The organism is Ramlibacter agri (assembly GCF_012927085.1).
GTDB classification, from domain to species: domain Bacteria; phylum Pseudomonadota; class Gammaproteobacteria; order Burkholderiales; family Burkholderiaceae_C; genus Ramlibacter; species Ramlibacter agri.
In genome coordinates this window covers 397,560-414,115 of sequence record NZ_JABBFX010000002.1, presented here as the reverse complement: position 1 = coordinate 414,115, position 16,556 = coordinate 397,560, and the positions used below count along the sequence as shown (strand labels likewise).

Here is a 16,556-nt window from a genome sequence, read left to right as displayed (position 1 = left end):
CATTCAGGGCGTCGCGTCCGCCAACGGGATGCACAGGACCAGTTCGGTGCCCGCCGTCCCGCTCGCCACGCGCAGCGTGCCTTGCAGCTGCTGCGCGCGCAGCTGCATGTTGCGGATGCCGCGCTGCGCGCGTGACGCCGGTGCCGTGGCCATGCCGAGCCCGTTGTCGGCGACGCGCAGCAGCAGGTGGCCGTCCTCCCGCCGGCAGGCGACGCGCAGCTCGGTCGCACGCGCGTGCTTCAGCACGTTGGCGACCGCCTCCTGCACGATGCGCAGAACCTGCAGCACCGCGGGGCCGGCGGGCAGGGTGGCGGCGTCCTCGACGTCCCAATGCAGGGCGATGCCGGCGGTGCGCAGCCGCGGCTCCAGCCGGTAGCGCAGGTTGCCCAGCGCCGTCTGCAGCCCGGACGCGTCGGACTCCAGCGAATCGATCACCAGGCGCAGGTCGTCCATGCACTCGCGCAGCAGGCCGGCCACCTCGCCCGGCCCCGCGGCGCCGCGCTCCACGGCATCCAGCGTCGTGATCAGCTGCGAGCCGATGCCGTCGTGCATGTCGCGCATCAGGCGTTCGCGCTCCATGGTGAGAATGGCGGCGCGTTCCAGGTCGCGCACCCGCGCATGCGAGGCCTCCAGCTCCAGGGCCCGCGCCAGCACGCGCCGCTCCAGTTCGGCGTTGAGCGCGCGGGCCTCGTCGTAGGTGCGGAAGTAGCTTTCCGCCAGCGCGTAGACCAGGGCGCAGAGCAGCAGCGGCGCGCCATAGGCCATGCGCGCCGCCGGTCCGAAGGGCAGCCACTGCGCGGAAACGGCGAAGTCGGTCAGCCCCAGCAGCAGGGTGGCGACCATCGCGCCGAGGATGACCCAGGGGCCCGCTTCGCCGCGGGGCGAGCGCCGCAGGTGCCCCAGCAGCAGCGCGATGCACCAGATGCCCATGGCTGCGCAGGCCACGTACCAGGGTAGCCGCAAGGCACTGCAGGCCGCCGGCGGCAGCGCAGCGATGACCGGCAGCGAGATGGCGGCGCCCGCCAGCAGCCAGCGCTCCAGCCGCGGCCGGGCCTGGCCCGTGTAGCGCAGCATGAAGATCCATTGCAGCGTGACGTCGAGGGCCAGGCTGCCGAGGATGAAGCCCTCCCACACGTTGGAGGGCACCGGCGGCGACACGGTGTAATGAAAATTTCGCAGTGACCAGACCAGGGCCAGCGCGGCGAACACGCCGTAGATGCGCTCCTTGGGGCGGCGCAGCCACAGCAGCAGCACCAGCAGGCCGACGAACACCAGCGCCATGTTCAGCGCGCGCGGCAGCGCCACGCGCAGCAGCTGCGCGCGCGCGTGCACCGGCTCGATCGTCTCGCGCGGGCCGAGCGCGATCGGGCCGAGGCCGCCGCGCAGGTTGGGCGCCACGCGCAGGCGCAGCAGCAGCTCGTTGCGGCCGGCGTGCAGCAGGTGCGGCGGGATCGCGTTCAGCTGCGGCGTTCCGAGCTGGCGATGGAAGGACCCGGTCATGGTGCCGCCACCGACGTCGACGCCGTTGATGAACAGGCGGTGCGTGGTGGCCACCGTCGGCAGGAAGGCCGCCCATTCCTCGCTCGGCGCCTGTGGCAGCACGACCTCCGCGCGGTACCAGCCGTAGCCGGATTGGCCCGGGTTGCTGTGCGCCCAGTTGTCCGGCAGCGAACGCGGCAGCCACGGCGCGCGGGCATCCGGCGCGATGGGGTCGTCGGACTTGATGAAGCCGGCCTGCATGACCTGCAGGACGCCTTCCGGCAGCTCCTGCGACGTGAGCTGCACCAGGGCTGCGGCCGCGATCGCCCCCAGCAGCAGCGTCAGCAGCAGCAGGCGGACCAGCCGCGTCACGGCTTCAGCAGGCCGCGCTGCTGGGCCAGGTACACGGCATGCTGCCGCGAGCGGGCTTGCAGCTTGCGGTAGATGTTGCGCACGTGCGTCTTCACCGTGAGCGGCGAGATGCGCAGCTGCTCGCCGATCTCCGTCACGCTGCGCCCGCGCGAGATGGCCCCGAGGATCACGCTTTCGCGCGGGGACAGCGGCGATTCTTCGGCAGGCTCCGGGACGCTGGGCGCCACGGGTGCCATGGGCGCCGAGAGCTGCGGCCGCAGCCGCACCAGCAACAGGCGCGCGAGCGCGGGGCTGATCGGCGACCCGCCCGCCTGCAGGGCGTGGATGCTGGCGTTGAAGTCCTCGGGCAGGCTGTCCTTCAGCAGGTAGCCGGTGGCGCCGGACTCGATCGCCTCGAACAGGTTGCGTTCGCCACCGAACACCGACACCACCATGATGCAGGTCTGCGGCGAGGCGTGGCGGACCTGCCGGATCACGTCGAACCCGCTGCCATCCGGCAGGCCCAGGTCCACCAGCAGGACGTCGGGGGCGAGCGCGCCGAGCGCGGCGCAGGCTTCGGCGGCGCTGCGGAAATCACCCACCAGCACCAGGCGGTCGTCGCGTGCGAGGTTCTGGCGATAACGCTGCGCGTGCAGCGGGTTGTCTTCCACGATGGCCACGCTGATGCGCAGCCCGCGGCCCGCCGCGGTGGAAACGATGGTCATGTACTGCTCCCAACGATGGCTCGAGTGTAGCGGCAGGGCGCGGAAGGCTGAGGAATAATCCCTGCGTGGCCCACCAATTTGTAAGCGCACTGAACTCTCGTTCGTAGGAGTCCTCCTACCGGGCTCATGTCTGCAAGGAGATCAGTTCGCATGTTCAAGTCCGGTGCCGTCGCCCTCTTCGCCGCCGCAGTGCTCAGCCCCTGCCTCGCCCAGGCCGACACCTTCGAGCAGGGCATGAACACGATGTGGGAAGTGCTGTGGCACCAGAGCGGGACGGCCACGCGGCTCGTCCGCTGGGACCAGGACATCAAGGTGCGCATGTTCGGCGTCAACCTCGGCGCGCACAAGCAGCACTCCATGCAGGCGCTGCGCGACGCTGCCGCCGAGGCTGGCGTCAAGGTCATCGACGTGAGCGACCGGCCGGACGCCGCGCAGGTCGCCAACGTCAGCATCGAAGTGGTGCCGAACTCTTCGCTCAGCGAGAACCAGCCCTGCGAGACGCGGCTGAACTTCAAGAGCGAGACGACCATCGATTCGGTCACGATGCAGATGCGCGACAGCGACGCCTACCGCTGCGCCTACCACGAGTCCATGCACGTCATGGGCGTGCGCGGCCATCCGGAAGGCAGCACCGTGCTGAGCTACTTCACGAAGCACGTCGACAGCCTGGAACCGCTGGACAAGGCGATGCTGCGCGCCTGGTACTCGCCGCGCACCAAGCCCGGCATGACGCCTTTCGAAGTACTGCCGATCCTCGCGGACGAACTGGTGGGCATCTCGCCGGACAAGCAGCTGGCGAAGCTGGAGCGTGACCAGTACCTGCAGCACACCGTGGCCGACATGCAGGCTTTCGCGGACGGCCGCGGCGACGTGCCGATGATCGTCAAGGCCTGCGGCAAGGCGACGCCGGACGGCATCCGCTACGGCCGCATGGAGATGAGCTACTTCCTGGGCGTCGCTTACCAGCAGGGTTCGTCGGTGGCGAAGGATCCGGGCGCGGCCTCGATCTGGCTCGAGCGCGCGGCCAACATGGGCAGCAGCAGCGCGAAGACGCGCCTGCTCGCGGCCGGCGGCGCGCAACTGGCCGGCAATCGCTGAGGCTACATGCCCAGCAGCCGGGGCAGCACCAGCGAAATCTCCGGCACGTAGGTGACGAGCACCAGGAACACCAGCATCGTCACCAGCCACGGCCACACCGCGATGGTCAGCTCGGTGATCCCCATCCGCGCGATGCCTGAAGCCACGTAGAGGTTCAGCCCCACGGGCGGGTGGCACAGCCCCACCTCCATGTTCACGGTGATCAGGATGCCGAAGTGGATGGGGTCGATGCCCAGCTTCATGGCCACCGGGAACAGGATGGGCGCCATGATCAGGATGATCGACGACGGCTCCATCACGTTGCCGGCCGCCAGCAGGATCAGGTTCACCAGCAGCAGGAAGCCCACCGCGCCGAAGCCGCGCTCCACCATCCAGCCGGCCATGGCCTGCGGGATCTGCTCGCTGGTCATGAGGAACGAGAACAGCACTGCGTTGGTGATGATGTACAGCAGCATCGCGCTGGTGTTGGCCGAGGCCAGCAGCACCCTTGGCACTTCGCTGAGCCGCAGGTCGCGGTAGACGAACACCGCGACGATGAAGGCATACACCGCGCTGACCGCCGCCGCCTCCGTGGGCGTGAACAGGCCGGTGTAGATGCCGCCGATGACGATGACGATCAGCAGCAGCCCCCAGATGGAATCGCGGCCGGCGCGCAGCTTCCGGTTCCAGGGCTCGCGCGCCATGCGCGGATAGTCACCTCGGCGCGCGCGGTACCAGGTCATCAGCCCGAGCATCGTTGCCAGCAGCATCCCGGGAACGATCCCCGCGATGAACAGCTTGCCGACCGAGGTGTTGGTCGAAACGGCGTACAGCACCATCGCGATGGAGGGCGGGATCAGGATGCCCAGCGCGCCCGAGGTCGTTACCACGCCGGCCCCGAAGCGTCGCGGATAGCCTGCCTTCACCATCGCCGGCAGCAGCACGGACCCGATGGCAACCACGGTCGCGGGTGAAGACCCGGACACCGCGGCGAACAGCGCACACGCCACCACCGCCGACAGCCCCAGCCCGCCATGCCAGTGGCCGACCAGCGCGGTCGCGAAGCTGATCATCCGCCGCGCCACGCCGCCGTGCGTGAGGAAGTTGCCGGCCAGGATGAAGAACGGGATCGCCATGATCTCGAAGTTCTCGATGCCGGTGAACAGCTTCATCGCCACCGAGTCCAGCGGCACTTCGGTCAGCAGGAACATGAAGCTCAGCACCGTCAGGCCCAGCGCGATCGAGATCGGCATGCCGGTGAGCATCAGCGAGACCAGCAGCGCGAACACGAGCAAGGTGCGCGCGCCGCCGGGCGCCGGCACCACGCCGTGCTTGAACAGCAGGCCCAGGCCGAGCAGCGCGAAGGGCAGCAGGAGCAGGAACCAGCCGAGCACACGGCCGCGCGGCTTCGATGACGCCGCCGCGGCCTCCGTGGAGAGCGTCACCGGCGCCTCCTCCTGCTCCACGCCATCGACGTGCGCCTGGTCGTGCCGCGGCAGTTCGCCGCGGCGCCAGAAGTGCCAGGCCACCTGCAGGAAGCGGAAGCACATGAGCGCGGAGCCGAGCGGGATGGCGAGGTAGACGATCCACATCGGCGCTTCCAGGTCGTTGGAGCGGGTGCCCGAGCTCCACACGCCCTGCACGAAATGCAGGCCGAAGTTGGCGATGGTGGCGGTGAACACGGCGCCGCACAGCAGCCCGAACAGGATGACCTTGCGCGCCCGCTTCGGTTCCAGCCGCAGCACCAGCACGTCCACGCCCACGTGGATGCCGGTGCGCACGCCGTAGGCGGCGCCGAACTTGGCCATCCAGATGAACATGTAGATGCACAGCTCCTGCGCCCACGACAGGTCGCGCGCGGCGAGCCACGCGAACAGGCCGCGCAGCAACGGCGAGAAGAGCGTGATGCCGTGCGCTTCCAGCCACTTGGCGAGGTCGATGGAAGCGGAAGTGCCGTAGCGGTGCACCACCGCCACGAACACGAGGGCCGTCGCCGCCGCGATGAGGCTGGCGATCAGCACCTCCTCCAGCCGGTCGAGCAGGGCGCCGGCCAGGCGTCCCACGCGCCGGCCGGGCGCCAGCTCAGGCAGTGATACCGGCGGATCGGAGGAGATCATCCACGATCTGCTTGCTGCCGACGCGGGACTCGGCTTCCTTGTAGACGGGCTTCATGGCGTCGACCCACGCCTGCCGCTGCTGCGGCGTCAGGTAGTGCAGGGTCGCCTTGCCGTTTTCCTTGATGCGCGCCAGCGCGTCGACGTTCTCCTGCCGCGCGATGGAGTTGGTGTAGTCGGTCGCCTCGTTCATCGCCTTCGCGAGCTGGCCGCGCAGGTCCGCCGGCAGCCCGTTCCAGAACTTCGCGTTGGCGATCACCGCGTATTGCAGGTGCGCGTGGCTGGAGACGGTGATGTGCTTCTGCACCTCGTAGAACTTTTGCGTCCAGTAGTTGGACGGCGTGTTCTCGCAGCCGTCCACCACGCCGGTCTGCAGCGCCTGGTAGACCTCGGAGAAGGCCAAGATCTGCGGCAGCGCGCCGAGGCGGCGGAAGTACAGGTCGGCGATCTTCGAGCCGGAGATGCGGACCTTCAGGCCCTGGAAGTCGGCCGGCATCAGCAGCGGCCGGTTGGCCGACACCATGTGGAAGCCGTTGTCCCAGTAGGCCAGGCCGACGATGCCCTTGGGTTCCAGCATCTTCAGCAGCGAAGTGCCGATGGGGCCGGCGATGGTCTTGTTGTAGCCCTCGTCGCCGTTGAAGATGAAGGGCAGGTCCATGGCCTCGAACTCGGGCACGCCGATGGGCCGGAACTTGGCGGTGGACGGCGCGAGCAGCTGCACGGCGCCGCTGGCCAGCGCGTCCATCTCCTCCTTGTCCTTGTACAGCGTGGAGTTGGGATAGACCTCCACCTTCACCTTGCCGTTGGTGTACTTCTGCGCGAGCTCCTGGAAGCGGAGGGACCCCTTGCCCTTGGGCGTGTCGTTCGCGACGACGTGGCTGAACTTGACGATGACGGGCTGCTGGGCGAAGAGGCCGCGTGTGCCGGCGAAGGCGGCGGTGCCCACTGCAATCAGGACGGTGCGACGTTTCACGGTCTTGTCTCCTGCTGTTGCGGCCGAAGCACGGACCCGGTGCCCTGCGCCACGCGCGGCCGCGTCCGCGGGCAGGTGCCCGATTCTTGACCTTGCGGCGGCGGCGCAGGGTCGGGGTTAGTACCCGGAACTTGCTCAGCCGTTCCTGGTCCTGTCTGCCGGGCCCGCAGGCTGGGTTTCGCGCAGCGAACCCCAGCTCAGGGCGCGGCGAGATACTGCTTCATGCCTGCCAGGATCATCTCGATCGCGACGGCGGTCAGCACCAGTCCCATCAGCCGCTCGATCGCGGCGATCACCGGTTCGCCCAGCACGCGCCGCAGGCGATCGGCGGCCAGCAGCACCACCAGCGACACCAGCATCGCCAGCAGCAGCGCGGCGATCCACACCAGCGTGTGCTGCGGCTGGCGCGAGGCGAGCAGCATCACCGTCGCCATCGCCGAGGGCCCGGCCAGCAGCGGCACGGCCAGCGGCACGATCAATGGCTCGCTGCCGTCGCTGGCCACGCCCACGGCGTCGCCGTGCCCGAACACCATGCGCAGCGCGATGATCAGCAGGATCACGCCGCCGGCCACTTCCAGCGATTGCGGCGACAGGCGCATCACCTGCAGGAAGCCGCGCCCGGCCAGCAGGAAAGCCAGCAGCAGCCCGAAGGCGATGGCCGTCTCGCGCAGGGCCACCAAGCGCCGCCGCTCGGGCGCCACGCTGCGCATCACGCCGATGAACACCGGCAGGGCGCCGAAGGGGTCCAGCACCAGCAGCAGGAGGATGAAGGCGGAGAGAAAGTCGTTCTGCATGGAGGCCGGGATCGTACGGGATTGCCCGAATCGCCGGAAAATAGCCGGATGCAACAAAGAAAACTCGGCCCCTTCACCGTTTCCGCCATCGGCCTCGGCTGCATGAACCTGAGCCACGCCTATGGCGTCCCCCCGTCCGCCGAGCAGGGCGGCAAGGTGCTGCGCGCCGCGCTCGACGCCGGCGTGACGCTGTTCGACACCGCCGCGCTGTACGGCTTCGGCAAGAACGAGGAACTGGTCGGCCCGGTGCTGAAGCCACATCGGCAGGACATCACCCTGTGCAGCAAGGGCGGCATGGCCGGCGTCACCGGCGACGACGGCGTCCTGCGCCGCGTCATCGACGGCCGGCCCGAGACCGTCATCAAGAACTGCGAAGACAGCCTGCGCCGGCTGCAGACGGACGTCATCGACCTCTACTACCTGCACCGCTGGGACAAGAAGGTGCCGATCGAGGAGAGCGTCGGCGCCATGAAGCGCCTGGTGGAGCAGGGCAAGGTGCGCACCATCGGCCTGTCGGAAGTGTCGGCCACGACGATCCGCAAGGCGCATGCGGTGCACCCGATCACCGCGGTGCAGACCGAGTATTCGCTGTGGACCCGCAACCCCGAGATCGCGGTGCTGGACGCCTGCCGCGAGCTGGGCATCACTTTCGTCGCCTTCAGCCCGGTGGCGCGCGGCTACCTGTGCGATGCGGTGCACGACGTCACCAGCTTCGACGCCAAGGACATCCGCAAGGCGATGCCGCGCTTCGAGCCGGCCAACTACGCGCACAACCTGGCGCTGCTGCCGGCCTACCGCGAACTCGCGGGCGAAGCGGGCTGCACTCCGGCGCAACTGGCGCTGGCCTGGCTGCTGCACAAGGGCGAGAACATCATCCCGATCCCCGGCACGACGAGCGTCGAGCACCTGAAGGAAGACCTGGCAGCCGACGCCGTGCGGCTGACGCCGGCGTTGCTGCAGCGCGTGGAAGCGCTGATCAACGAGAAGACGGTGGCGGGGAACCGGTACACCGAGCAGGCGAACCGGGAAGTGGATACCGAAGTGTTCTAGCCGGTTGTCATTGCGGCTCAGGGCCGCAATGACAAGGTGGTCACTGCAACTCGTACCCCGACTCCTTGATCACCGCGCCCCAATGGTTGGTGGCCTTCACGACCCAGTCTTGCAACTGCGCCGGCGGGGCATAGGTGGGCACGTTGCCCAGCTTCGACAGCTTCTCCACCACCTCGGGGTCGGCCAGTGCCGCCTGCACCGCGGCGCCGAACTTCGCGACGAACTCCGGCTTCATGCCCTTGGGCCCGAAGAAGGCCAGCCAGGGGTTCTGGTCGATGCCGTTGATGCCCAGCTCCTGGAAGGTGGGCACCTCGGGCGCCGCCTTGGCGCGGGTCGTGCCCGAAACGGCCAGGATCTGCATCTTGCCCGCGCGGTGGTGCTCGATCGATTCCGTCAGCGACAGGAAGCCGGCCGGCACCTGGCCGCCCAGCAGGTCCGCCACCAGCGGCGCGCCGCCCTTGTAGGGCACGGCCACCATGTTCGTGCCCAGCGCCTTGCCCACCAGGATGCCGGCGAACTGCGGCACGCTGCCGGCGGCGGGGATGCCGTAGTTGGCCTGGCCCGGATGCGCCTTCAGCCAGCTGCCGAACTCGGGCGCGGTCTTCACGCCGATGCTGCTGGAAAGCACCATCACGTTGTAGTAGCTGGCCACGCCCGCCAGCGGCGTGAAGTCGGTCAGCGGGTTGTAGCCCGGGTTCTTGAAGGTCAGCGGGATGATGACCTGCGAGTGGTCGATGGTCAGCATCACCGTGTTGCCGTCCGGCGCCGCGGCCTTCAGCTGCTGCGTGGCGATCATGCCGCCCGCGCCCGGCTTGTTGTCCACGATGATCGGCTGCTTCAGCGTGGCCTGCATCTTCTCGGCCAGCACGCGCGCCACCACGTCGGTGGCGCCGCCCGGCGGGAAGCCCACCAGGATGCGCAGCGGTGGGTCGGCGGCCTGCGCGCTGCCGGCGAAGGCGCCCATGGCGAGCAGCAGGGCTGGGAGGAGGCGACGCGTCATCTTCATGGGAGCTCCTGGGTTCTTGGTGGTGTCACGAAAGGGAATCGGGAACGACGAGGCCGTCACGCACGTCGCGTGCCTGGCGTTGCGGGTCGCGTTGCGCGGCGGGGCCGAAGCCGCCGCCGCCGGGCAGGTCCACCCGCAGGCGGCCGCCCGCGGGCACGTGGATGGAGCCCTTGCTGGTGTAGACGCTGGCCTCGCCGTCGGCGCTGAACACCTGCACGAGGCCCGGCGTGCCGGCGTTGCCGCTGCTGCGTCCGCGCGCCGCGTTGTCGCGCCGGTCGAAGGTGGCGGCCGAACATTCGAAGGCCGCGCCGTCGCGCGCGCCGATCTCGATGCGCTGCGCCACGCCGCCGCGCCACTGGCCGGCGCCGCCGGAGCCGGGCAGGTATTCCTTGTGCCAGAACACGAGCGGCGACTGCGCCTCGGTCACTTCCACCGGGATGCCGCCCACGCCGCTGGGGAAGGCCGTCGTCGACAGGCCGTCCTTGGTGGGCCGCGCGCCGGTGCCGCCCAGGCCCACGCTCATCACGTTGAAGGGCTGGCCCTGCTGGCGGTCGCGGCTCATGGCCAGCACCCAGATGCTGCCGGCGGACTCTGCGGGCACGCGGCCTTCGAGCGCCTGCTCCAGGCAGCCGAACATCAGGTCCGGCAGCATCTGGCCGATCACGTGGCGTGCCGTCACCGGGCTGGGCCGCTGCGGGTCCACGATGCTGCCCGGCTCGGCGCGCACCTCGAAGGGCGCGAGCGATGCCGCGTTGTTCGGCACGTCCGGCGCGATCAGGCACTTGAGGCCGAACACCGAATAGGCGTCGGTATAGCACTTGGGCGAGTTGATGCCGCGCGCCGAGGCCCGCGAGGAACCGGCGTAGTCGACGACGAGGTGATCGCCTTTCTTGCGCAGCGTCGCGACCAGGTTCACCGGCTGCTCGTAGCCATCGAGCCGCATCTCGGCGCGCCACTCGCCGTCGGGCAGCCGCGCGATCGCTTCGCGTGCTGCGCGTGCCGATTGCGTGAGGATGTGTTCGGCGAGGCCCGCGATGTCCTGCAGCCCGAATTCGACCAGCATGTCCAGCAGGCGGCGCGCGCCCACCTCGTTGCTGCTCACCAGCGAGAGGATGTCGCCGCGCGCTTCCACCGGGTTGCGCGAGTTGGCCTGCACGATGGCCAGCACGTCTTCATTCAACACGCCGGCGCGCGCCAGCTTCAGGTGCGGGATGCAGACGCCTTCCTCGTACACCGACGCGGCGTCCGCCGTGAAGCCGCGGCCGCCGACGTCGATGGTGTGGCAGGTGGAGGCGAACACCGCCACCGGCTTGTTGCCACGGAACACCGGCGTCACGACGACAAAGTCGAACAGGTGGCCGGTCCCCAGCCACGGGTCGTTGGTCACCAGCACGTCGCCCGGCGACAGCTTGTCCAGCGGGTAGCGCCGGAGGAAGTGCCCGACCGCCACCGCCATGGTGTTCACGTGGCCCGGCGTGCCGGTGACGGCCTGCGCCAGCATGCGGCCCTGCGTGTCGTACACGCCGGCCGACAGGTCGCCGGCCTCGCGGGCCACCGAACCGAAAGCGGTGCGCAGCAGGGTCTGGGCCTGCTCCTCCACCACCGAAATGAGGCGGTTCCACATCACCTGGGTGCGGATCGCCTGCAGCATGTCCTTGCCAGCGTTCACGACGCCACCTCCATCCGCAAATGCCCGTGGCTGTCGACCTGCGCCTTCCAGCCGGCCGGCAGCACCACGGTCGTTTCATGTTCCACGACGAGCGCGGGCCCGTCCATCCGTGCCGTCCCCAGCACGTCGAAGCGCCAGTGCTGGCCGAAGGCCCGGCGCTCGCCGGCGGCGGGCTCCCAGGCTTCGCGCGTGTTCTCGGGCGGGCGCGTCGCTTTCACGGGCGCGAGCGAGGCGGTGGCCACCGCGGCGGCCGGTGTGGACACCGTGACCGACCAGGTGACGATCTCCACTTCGGAGCCCGGCACGCGCAGGCCGTAGACCTGTTCGTAGGCTTGCTCGAAGGCCTCGCCCAGCGCGGCCAGCGATGCGAGGGTCACCACGCCGGCCGGCAGCCGCACGCGCAGCTCGTGGCCCTGGCCGGCGTAGCGCAACTCCGCGAGGCGCGTCACTTCCACTTCGGCGTCGCCGCGCGCCGGTTCGACCACGGCCATCGCCTCGACTTCCATCGCGCAGAGCTTGTCTTCCACGCACATCGGCTCGGCGCTGCCCAGCACCATCAGCTCGCTGCGCACCACTTCGAAGGACACCGGCGCGCGCAGGAAACCGATGGCGGAGCCGACGCCCGCGCCCGAAGGCACCAGCACGCGCTTGATGCCCAGCTTCTGGGCGAGCCGGCCCGCATGCAGCGGCGCCGCGCCGCCGAAGGCGATCATCGTGAAGCCCTCCAGGTCCTGACCGCGCTCGATGGCATGCACGCGCGCGGCATTGGCCATGTTCTCTTCCACCACCTCGCTCATGCCCACGGCGGCCCAGAAGCCGTTCATCTCCAGCTTGTCGCCGATGTGGGCCTGCAGCGCGGCCTCCGCGCGGAACGGGTCCAGCGGCATGCGGCCGGCGGCGAAGCGGCTCGGGTCGATGCGGCCCAGCATCAGGTTGGCGTCGGTCACCGCGGGCTGCATGCCGCCGCGGCCGTAGCAGGCCGGCCCGGGTTCGGAGCCGCAGGAATCGGGGCCGACGGTGATGCGGCGCAGCGCGTCGACGCGCCCCAGCGAGCCGCCGCCGGCGCCGATCTCCACCAGCTCGATCACGGGGATGCGCACCGGCAGGCCGCTGCCCTTGAGGTTCTTCCAGGCGCGGCCCACCTCGAAGCGGCGCGAGCGCTCCGGCTCGCTGTCGTTGATGAGGCAGATCTTGGCCGTGGTCCCGCCCATGTCGAAGGCCAGCACCTTGTCCAGCCCGCATTCGCGCGCCAGGTGCGCGGCCAGGATGGCGCCGCCGGCCGGGCCCGATTCGACCAGGCGGATCGGGAAGCGCGCGGCCTGGTCCAGCGTGGTGAGGCCGCCGCCGGACATCATCAGCAGCAGCGGGCAGGCGAGGCCTTCTTCCTGCGCGCGCTGTTGCAAGCGCACCAGGTAGCTGCCCATGAGCGGGCGCACGTAGGCGTTGGCGACGGTGGTGGAGAAGCGCTCGTATTCGCGGATCTCGGGGCAGACCTCGCTCGAAAGGCAGATGGTGACGGCGTCGCCCAGCAGCGGCTGCAGGATCTCGCGGGCGCGCTTTTCGTGTTCGGGATGCGCCCAGGCGTGGATGAAGCCGATGGCGACGGCTTCCACGCCGGCCTCGCGCATGGCGATGCCGGCGCGGCGCACGCCTTCTTCGTCCAGCGGCAGCAGCACCGAGCCGTCGGCCGCGATGCGCTCGCGTACCGTGAAGCGCCAGGGCCGCGGCACCAGCTCGGGCGCGCCTTCGATGTCGAGGTCGTAGGCATCGAAGCGCTTCTCGTAGCCCATGGCCAGCACGTCGCGCAGGCCTTCGGTGGTGAGGAGGGCCGTGCGCGCGCCCTTGCGCTCGATCAGCGCGTTGGTGGCCAGCGTGGTGCCGTGGATGAACAGCGACACCTCGCTGGCCGCCACGCCGGATTCGGTGAGCAGCCGCGCGATGCCCTGCATCACGGCGACTTCGGGTTCGCGCGGCGTGGTCAGCACCTTGCAGCTGTGGCGGCGGCGCGGCGTTTCCAGCACCACGTCGGTGAAGGTGCCGCCGATGTCGGCCGCGAGCCGGATGGAGGGATTGCTCATACGGAAGCCTGCTGGTAGCGGGGATCGCGCCAGGCTTCGCGCTGCAGCAGGTCGCGCAGGCGGGCCACGGCGGTCCACAGTTGTTCGTGGGTGGCGGTCAGGGGATGCGGGGCGAAGCGCAGGGCCTCGGGCTTGCGCGCGGAAACCACCACGCCGTGGTGCACCAGCGCCTGCGCCAGCGGTGCGGCGTGGGCGAAGCGCAGGGCGACGTGGCCGCCGCGGCGGGCGTGCTCGCGCGGGCTGGCGAGTTCGATGCCGAAGCCGGCGCACTGTTCGTCCAGCAGCTGGATCAAGGTGTCGCCGAGCGAGCGATGCTGCGCGTCGAGGGCTTGCGGGTCCACCTCGCGCCAGACCGCCGCGGCCGCTGCGAAAGCCGCCTGGGCCAGCACCGGGGGCGTGCCGACCAGGAAGCGGTCGGGGCCGGGGGCTGGCCGGTAGTCCGGCTCGAAGGCGAAGGTGTCGGCATGGCCCATCCAGCCGCAAACCGCCGGCCAGGCGCCTTCGGCGTGGCGCGGATGGACGTAGAGGAAGGCAGGGGCGCCGGGGCCGCCGCACAGGTACTTGTAGCCGCAGCCCACGGCCAGGTCGCTGTCGGTGCCGCGCAGGGCTATCGCGACCGCGCCGGCCGAATGCGACAGGTCCCACAGGCTCAGTGCGCCGGCGGCGCGGACCTGCGCATTGGCGCTGGCCATGTCCAGCCGCGTGCTGTCGCGGTAGTCGACGTGCGAGAGGGCGACCACGGCGACGTCGCCGGGCGCGAGCGCTGCGGGCAGGGCGGCGATGTCGTCGAGGAAACGCAGTTCCGCCCCGCCTGCCTGGGCGATGCCTTCGGCGGCGTAGCGGTTGGAGGGGAACACGTCGCGCTGGACGACGATGACACGGCGCGGCGCCTGGAGCGCGAGCGCAAAGCGCAGCAGCTTGTACTGGTTGATGCTGGTGCTGTCGGCCACTCGCACGTCCTCGGCCTGCGCGCCGATGACGGGGGCGATGGCGGCGCCCAGCTTCGCGGGCTGCTCCAGCCAATCCAGTTCGTTCCAGCCACGGCGGCGCGCCTCGGCCCAGCCTTGCTGCAGCACGGCCTGCATGCGCGCGGGCGCGTCGGCGGGCATGGGCCCGATGGAGTTGGCGTCGAAGTACAGCGTGTCCGGCGCGCCGGGGGCGAAGCGCTCGCGCAGGCCGCGCAGCGAAGCGTTGCCGCCGTCGCGCGCGATGCAGTCGGCCAGGGTCAAGGGCATGGCGCGATGCTAGGGAGGGCGCGGCATTCCAACAAGACGCCTTGCGCTCATGTACATTCCATCCGGTTATGGCTACCGACGACCCCCTCCCGCCCGATCCGGCGGCCCTGGTGCTGCTGGCGGAAATCGCCGATGCCGGCAGCGTGACCGAGGCGGCGCGCCGCCTGGGCGTGTCGCAGCCGGCCGTCAGCAAGCAGCTGCGCCGGCTGGAGCAGGCGCTGGGCGTCACGCTGTTCGAGCGCGGGCTGCGCGGCATCCAGCCCACCGAGTACGGCCACGCGCTGTTGCCGCGGGCACGCGCGATCCGTACCCAGGCGCGGCAGGCGGGCGAGGAGGTGCAGCAGCGGCGCGGGCTGCGCGAAGGCAAGCTGGAAATCGCGCTGTCGCACTTCGCCACCATCGCGCTGCTGCCGCGCGTGATGCCGGCCTTTCGCGAGCGCTGGCCGGGCGTGCAGCTGTCCATCGTGCCGCCCACCTTCCAGCTCGGTGGCCTGCGCGAAGGCCGGCCCGATTTCGCCGTGATGTCGATGCCGGCGGAGCGGCTCGGCGCCGAGTATTCGGCGCGGCCGCTCTATGCGACGACGGTGGCGGTGGTGCTGCGGCCCGGCCACCCGCTGGCGGGCGCGAAGTCGCTGGCCGAACTTCGCGAGGCACAGTGGCTGCTGCCCAGCCTGGAGAGTTCGGTCACGCGCGGCCTGGTGCGGGCCTTCCGGCAGGCGCGCATCGGCACGCCGCAATGCGCGATGACCTGCCAGACCCTCACGGGCCTGGAGACGATCGCGACCCACACGGACCTGGTGGCCGCGATGCCGCTGGAAGTGCATGAGGCGCGGGCCTCGTCGACGGGGCTCAAGCGCTTGCCGCTGGCCGAGCCCATCGAGGGCCCGCGCGTGGCCATCCTGCGCTGGGCCGATGCGAAGCCGACGCCGGCTTCGGCCGACCTCGAAGAAGCTTTCGTGCAGGCCGCCCACCAGATGGCGCGGGCCGGCACGAGCCGGCGGCGCGCATGAATATATGAAAACACTGTCTTTTGTGTGTGTTCATATAGTTTGGGACAATAACGTCCGTATGAAAAAAATCCTCGCCCTTGTCGCCACCCTGGCTGCCGCCGGCGCCTCCTTTGCCGCTCAGCCCCTGGTCAATCCCGCCGAGCTGAAGGCGCAGCTGGGCAAACCCGAGGTGCGGGTGATCGACATCCGCGACACTAAGACTTTCGCCGCGCAGCACATCCCCGGCGCCGTCAATGCGCCTTATGGCAAGTGGCGCGGCCCGGCCAACAACCCTGGCGAAATGCCGGAGCTGCCGAAGCTGACGGAGCTGGTGCGCTCGCTGGGCCTCACGCCCGCGACGCATGCGGTGGTCGTCTCCAGCGGCTCCGACGCCAGCGACTTTGGCGCGGCCGCCCGCGTGTACTGGACGCTCAAGGTGCTGGGCCTGAAGGAACTGTCGCTGCTCAATGGCGGCGTGAAGGCCTGGGCCGATGCCAAGCTCCCGCAGGACAGCGCGGTGGCCACGGTCACGCCCAGCGCGTACAGCCCGCAGCTCGATACCAGCCTGATCGCCACCCGCGACGAAGTGGCGCAGGACGTCGCCAAGGGCAGCGCGGTGCTGGTGGATTCGCGCCCGAAGGCCTTCTACGAGGGCGAGACGCGCGCCCCCGCCGCCAAGATGCCCGGCACCCTGCAGGGCGCCGTGAACGTGGAATACAGCCGCTTCTTCGACGGCGAGAGCAATGGCGTGCTGAACACGCAGAAGGTGCACGGCGCCTCCAGCGTGCTGGACCCGAACAAGCCCACGGTCGCCTTCTGCAACACCGGCCACTGGGCTTCGACCGACTGGTTCGTGATGTCCGAGCTGCTGGGCCAGAAGAACGTCAAGCTCTATCCCGGCTCCATGGTCGACTGGACCCAGGACCCGCGCGGGCTGGAAGTGGCCAACGCGCCCAGCCGCGGCAAGCAGCTGATGATCGACGCCAGGATCTGGGCCGACAAGACCTTCAAGTAAG

At 70.0% G+C, this 16,556-nt stretch carries 13 protein-coding genes and 1 pseudogene; 4 read left to right on the top strand and 10 right to left on the bottom strand.

From position 1 onward, the window contains the following. Positions 1-3: 3 nt before the first annotated feature. Both HHL11_RS20470 and HHL11_RS20465 read right to left on the bottom strand, forming a co-directional pair. Positions 4-1,851, bottom strand: coding sequence for a sensor histidine kinase (locus HHL11_RS20470; RefSeq protein WP_169420416.1), 1,848 nt, complete (start codon positions 1,849-1,851; stop codon positions 4-6). Continuing rightward, complete coding sequence (locus tag HHL11_RS20465; protein WP_169420415.1) at positions 1,848-2,555, bottom strand: response regulator; 708 nt, start codon at positions 2,553-2,555, stop codon at positions 1,848-1,850. The genes HHL11_RS20470 and HHL11_RS20465 overlap by 4 nt, the downstream gene beginning before the upstream one ends. Before the next feature lie 150 nt (positions 2,556-2,705). On the opposite strand from HHL11_RS20465, the gene HHL11_RS20460 reads away from it, so the two are divergent. Further along, positions 2,706-3,653, top strand: a complete 948-nt coding sequence (locus tag HHL11_RS20460; protein WP_169420414.1) for a hypothetical protein — start codon at positions 2,706-2,708, stop codon at positions 3,651-3,653. Between the two features lie 2 nt (positions 3,654-3,655). Here HHL11_RS20460 and HHL11_RS20455 read toward each other — a convergent pair whose 3' ends face one another. The 4 genes and pseudogenes from HHL11_RS20455 to HHL11_RS20445 all read right to left on the bottom strand — a co-directional run bounded on the left by HHL11_RS20455 (position 3,656) and on the right by HHL11_RS20445 (position 7,513). Then, positions 3,656-4,927, bottom strand: coding sequence for a TRAP transporter large permease (locus tag HHL11_RS20455; protein ID WP_281068726.1), 1,272 nt, complete (start codon positions 4,925-4,927; stop codon positions 3,656-3,658). A gap of 225 nt (positions 4,928-5,152) precedes the next feature. After that, a pseudogene (locus HHL11_RS34475) lies at positions 5,153-5,749 on the bottom strand (TRAP transporter small permease); the annotation flags it as partial. Continuing rightward, positions 5,715-6,719 (bottom strand): DctP family TRAP transporter solute-binding subunit, encoded by a 1,005-nt coding sequence (locus tag HHL11_RS20450; protein ID WP_169420412.1) that lies wholly within the window; start codon positions 6,717-6,719, stop codon positions 5,715-5,717. The gene HHL11_RS20450 and the pseudogene HHL11_RS34475, both read right to left, overlap by 35 nt. A 197-nt stretch (positions 6,720-6,916) precedes the next feature. Continuing rightward, a complete protein-coding gene (locus HHL11_RS20445) occupies positions 6,917-7,513 on the bottom strand; it encodes a MarC family protein (protein ID WP_169420411.1) in 597 nt (198 codons plus the stop codon). 48 nt (positions 7,514-7,561) lie between these two features. Here HHL11_RS20445 and HHL11_RS20440 point away from each other — a divergent pair, with 48 nt between their 5' ends. After that, positions 7,562-8,563 carry an aldo/keto reductase gene (locus tag HHL11_RS20440; protein ID WP_169420410.1) on the top strand — a complete coding sequence of 334 codons (1,002 nt, stop codon included), beginning with the start codon at positions 7,562-7,564 and terminating at the stop codon, positions 8,561-8,563. Between the two features lie 40 nt (positions 8,564-8,603). Here HHL11_RS20440 and HHL11_RS20435 read toward each other — a convergent pair whose 3' ends face one another. From HHL11_RS20435 to HHL11_RS20420, 4 genes are read right to left on the bottom strand one after another with little or no spacing between them, the layout of a single operon-like run. Continuing rightward, positions 8,604-9,569, bottom strand: coding sequence for a Bug family tripartite tricarboxylate transporter substrate binding protein (locus tag HHL11_RS20435; RefSeq protein ID WP_169420409.1), 966 nt, complete (start codon positions 9,567-9,569; stop codon positions 8,604-8,606). A gap of 25 nt (positions 9,570-9,594) precedes the next feature. Next, positions 9,595-11,238 (bottom strand): hydantoinase B/oxoprolinase family protein, encoded by a 1,644-nt coding sequence (locus HHL11_RS20430; RefSeq protein WP_342593252.1) that lies wholly within the window; start codon positions 11,236-11,238, stop codon positions 9,595-9,597. Further along, positions 11,235-13,316 (bottom strand): hydantoinase/oxoprolinase family protein, encoded by a 2,082-nt coding sequence (locus HHL11_RS20425; RefSeq protein ID WP_169420408.1) that lies wholly within the window; start codon positions 13,314-13,316, stop codon positions 11,235-11,237. Before HHL11_RS20425 ends, HHL11_RS20430 begins: the two co-directional genes overlap by 4 nt. Continuing rightward, positions 13,313-14,551 (bottom strand): aminotransferase class V-fold PLP-dependent enzyme, encoded by a 1,239-nt coding sequence (locus tag HHL11_RS20420; protein WP_169420407.1) that lies wholly within the window; start codon positions 14,549-14,551, stop codon positions 13,313-13,315. The genes HHL11_RS20425 and HHL11_RS20420 overlap by 4 nt, the downstream gene beginning before the upstream one ends. A gap of 68 nt (positions 14,552-14,619) precedes the next feature. Between HHL11_RS20420 and HHL11_RS20415 the strand changes: the two genes are divergently transcribed. Both HHL11_RS20415 and HHL11_RS20410 read left to right on the top strand, forming a co-directional pair. After that, positions 14,620-15,561: a LysR family transcriptional regulator gene (locus tag HHL11_RS20415; protein ID WP_169420406.1), complete on the top strand. Its 942-nt coding sequence runs from the start codon at positions 14,620-14,622 to the stop codon at positions 15,559-15,561. A 58-nt stretch (positions 15,562-15,619) separates the two neighbouring features. Then, positions 15,620-16,555: a sulfurtransferase gene (locus tag HHL11_RS20410; RefSeq protein ID WP_169420405.1), complete on the top strand. Its 936-nt coding sequence runs from the start codon at positions 15,620-15,622 to the stop codon at positions 16,553-16,555. The last annotated feature ends 1 nt before the right edge of the window (position 16,556 follow it).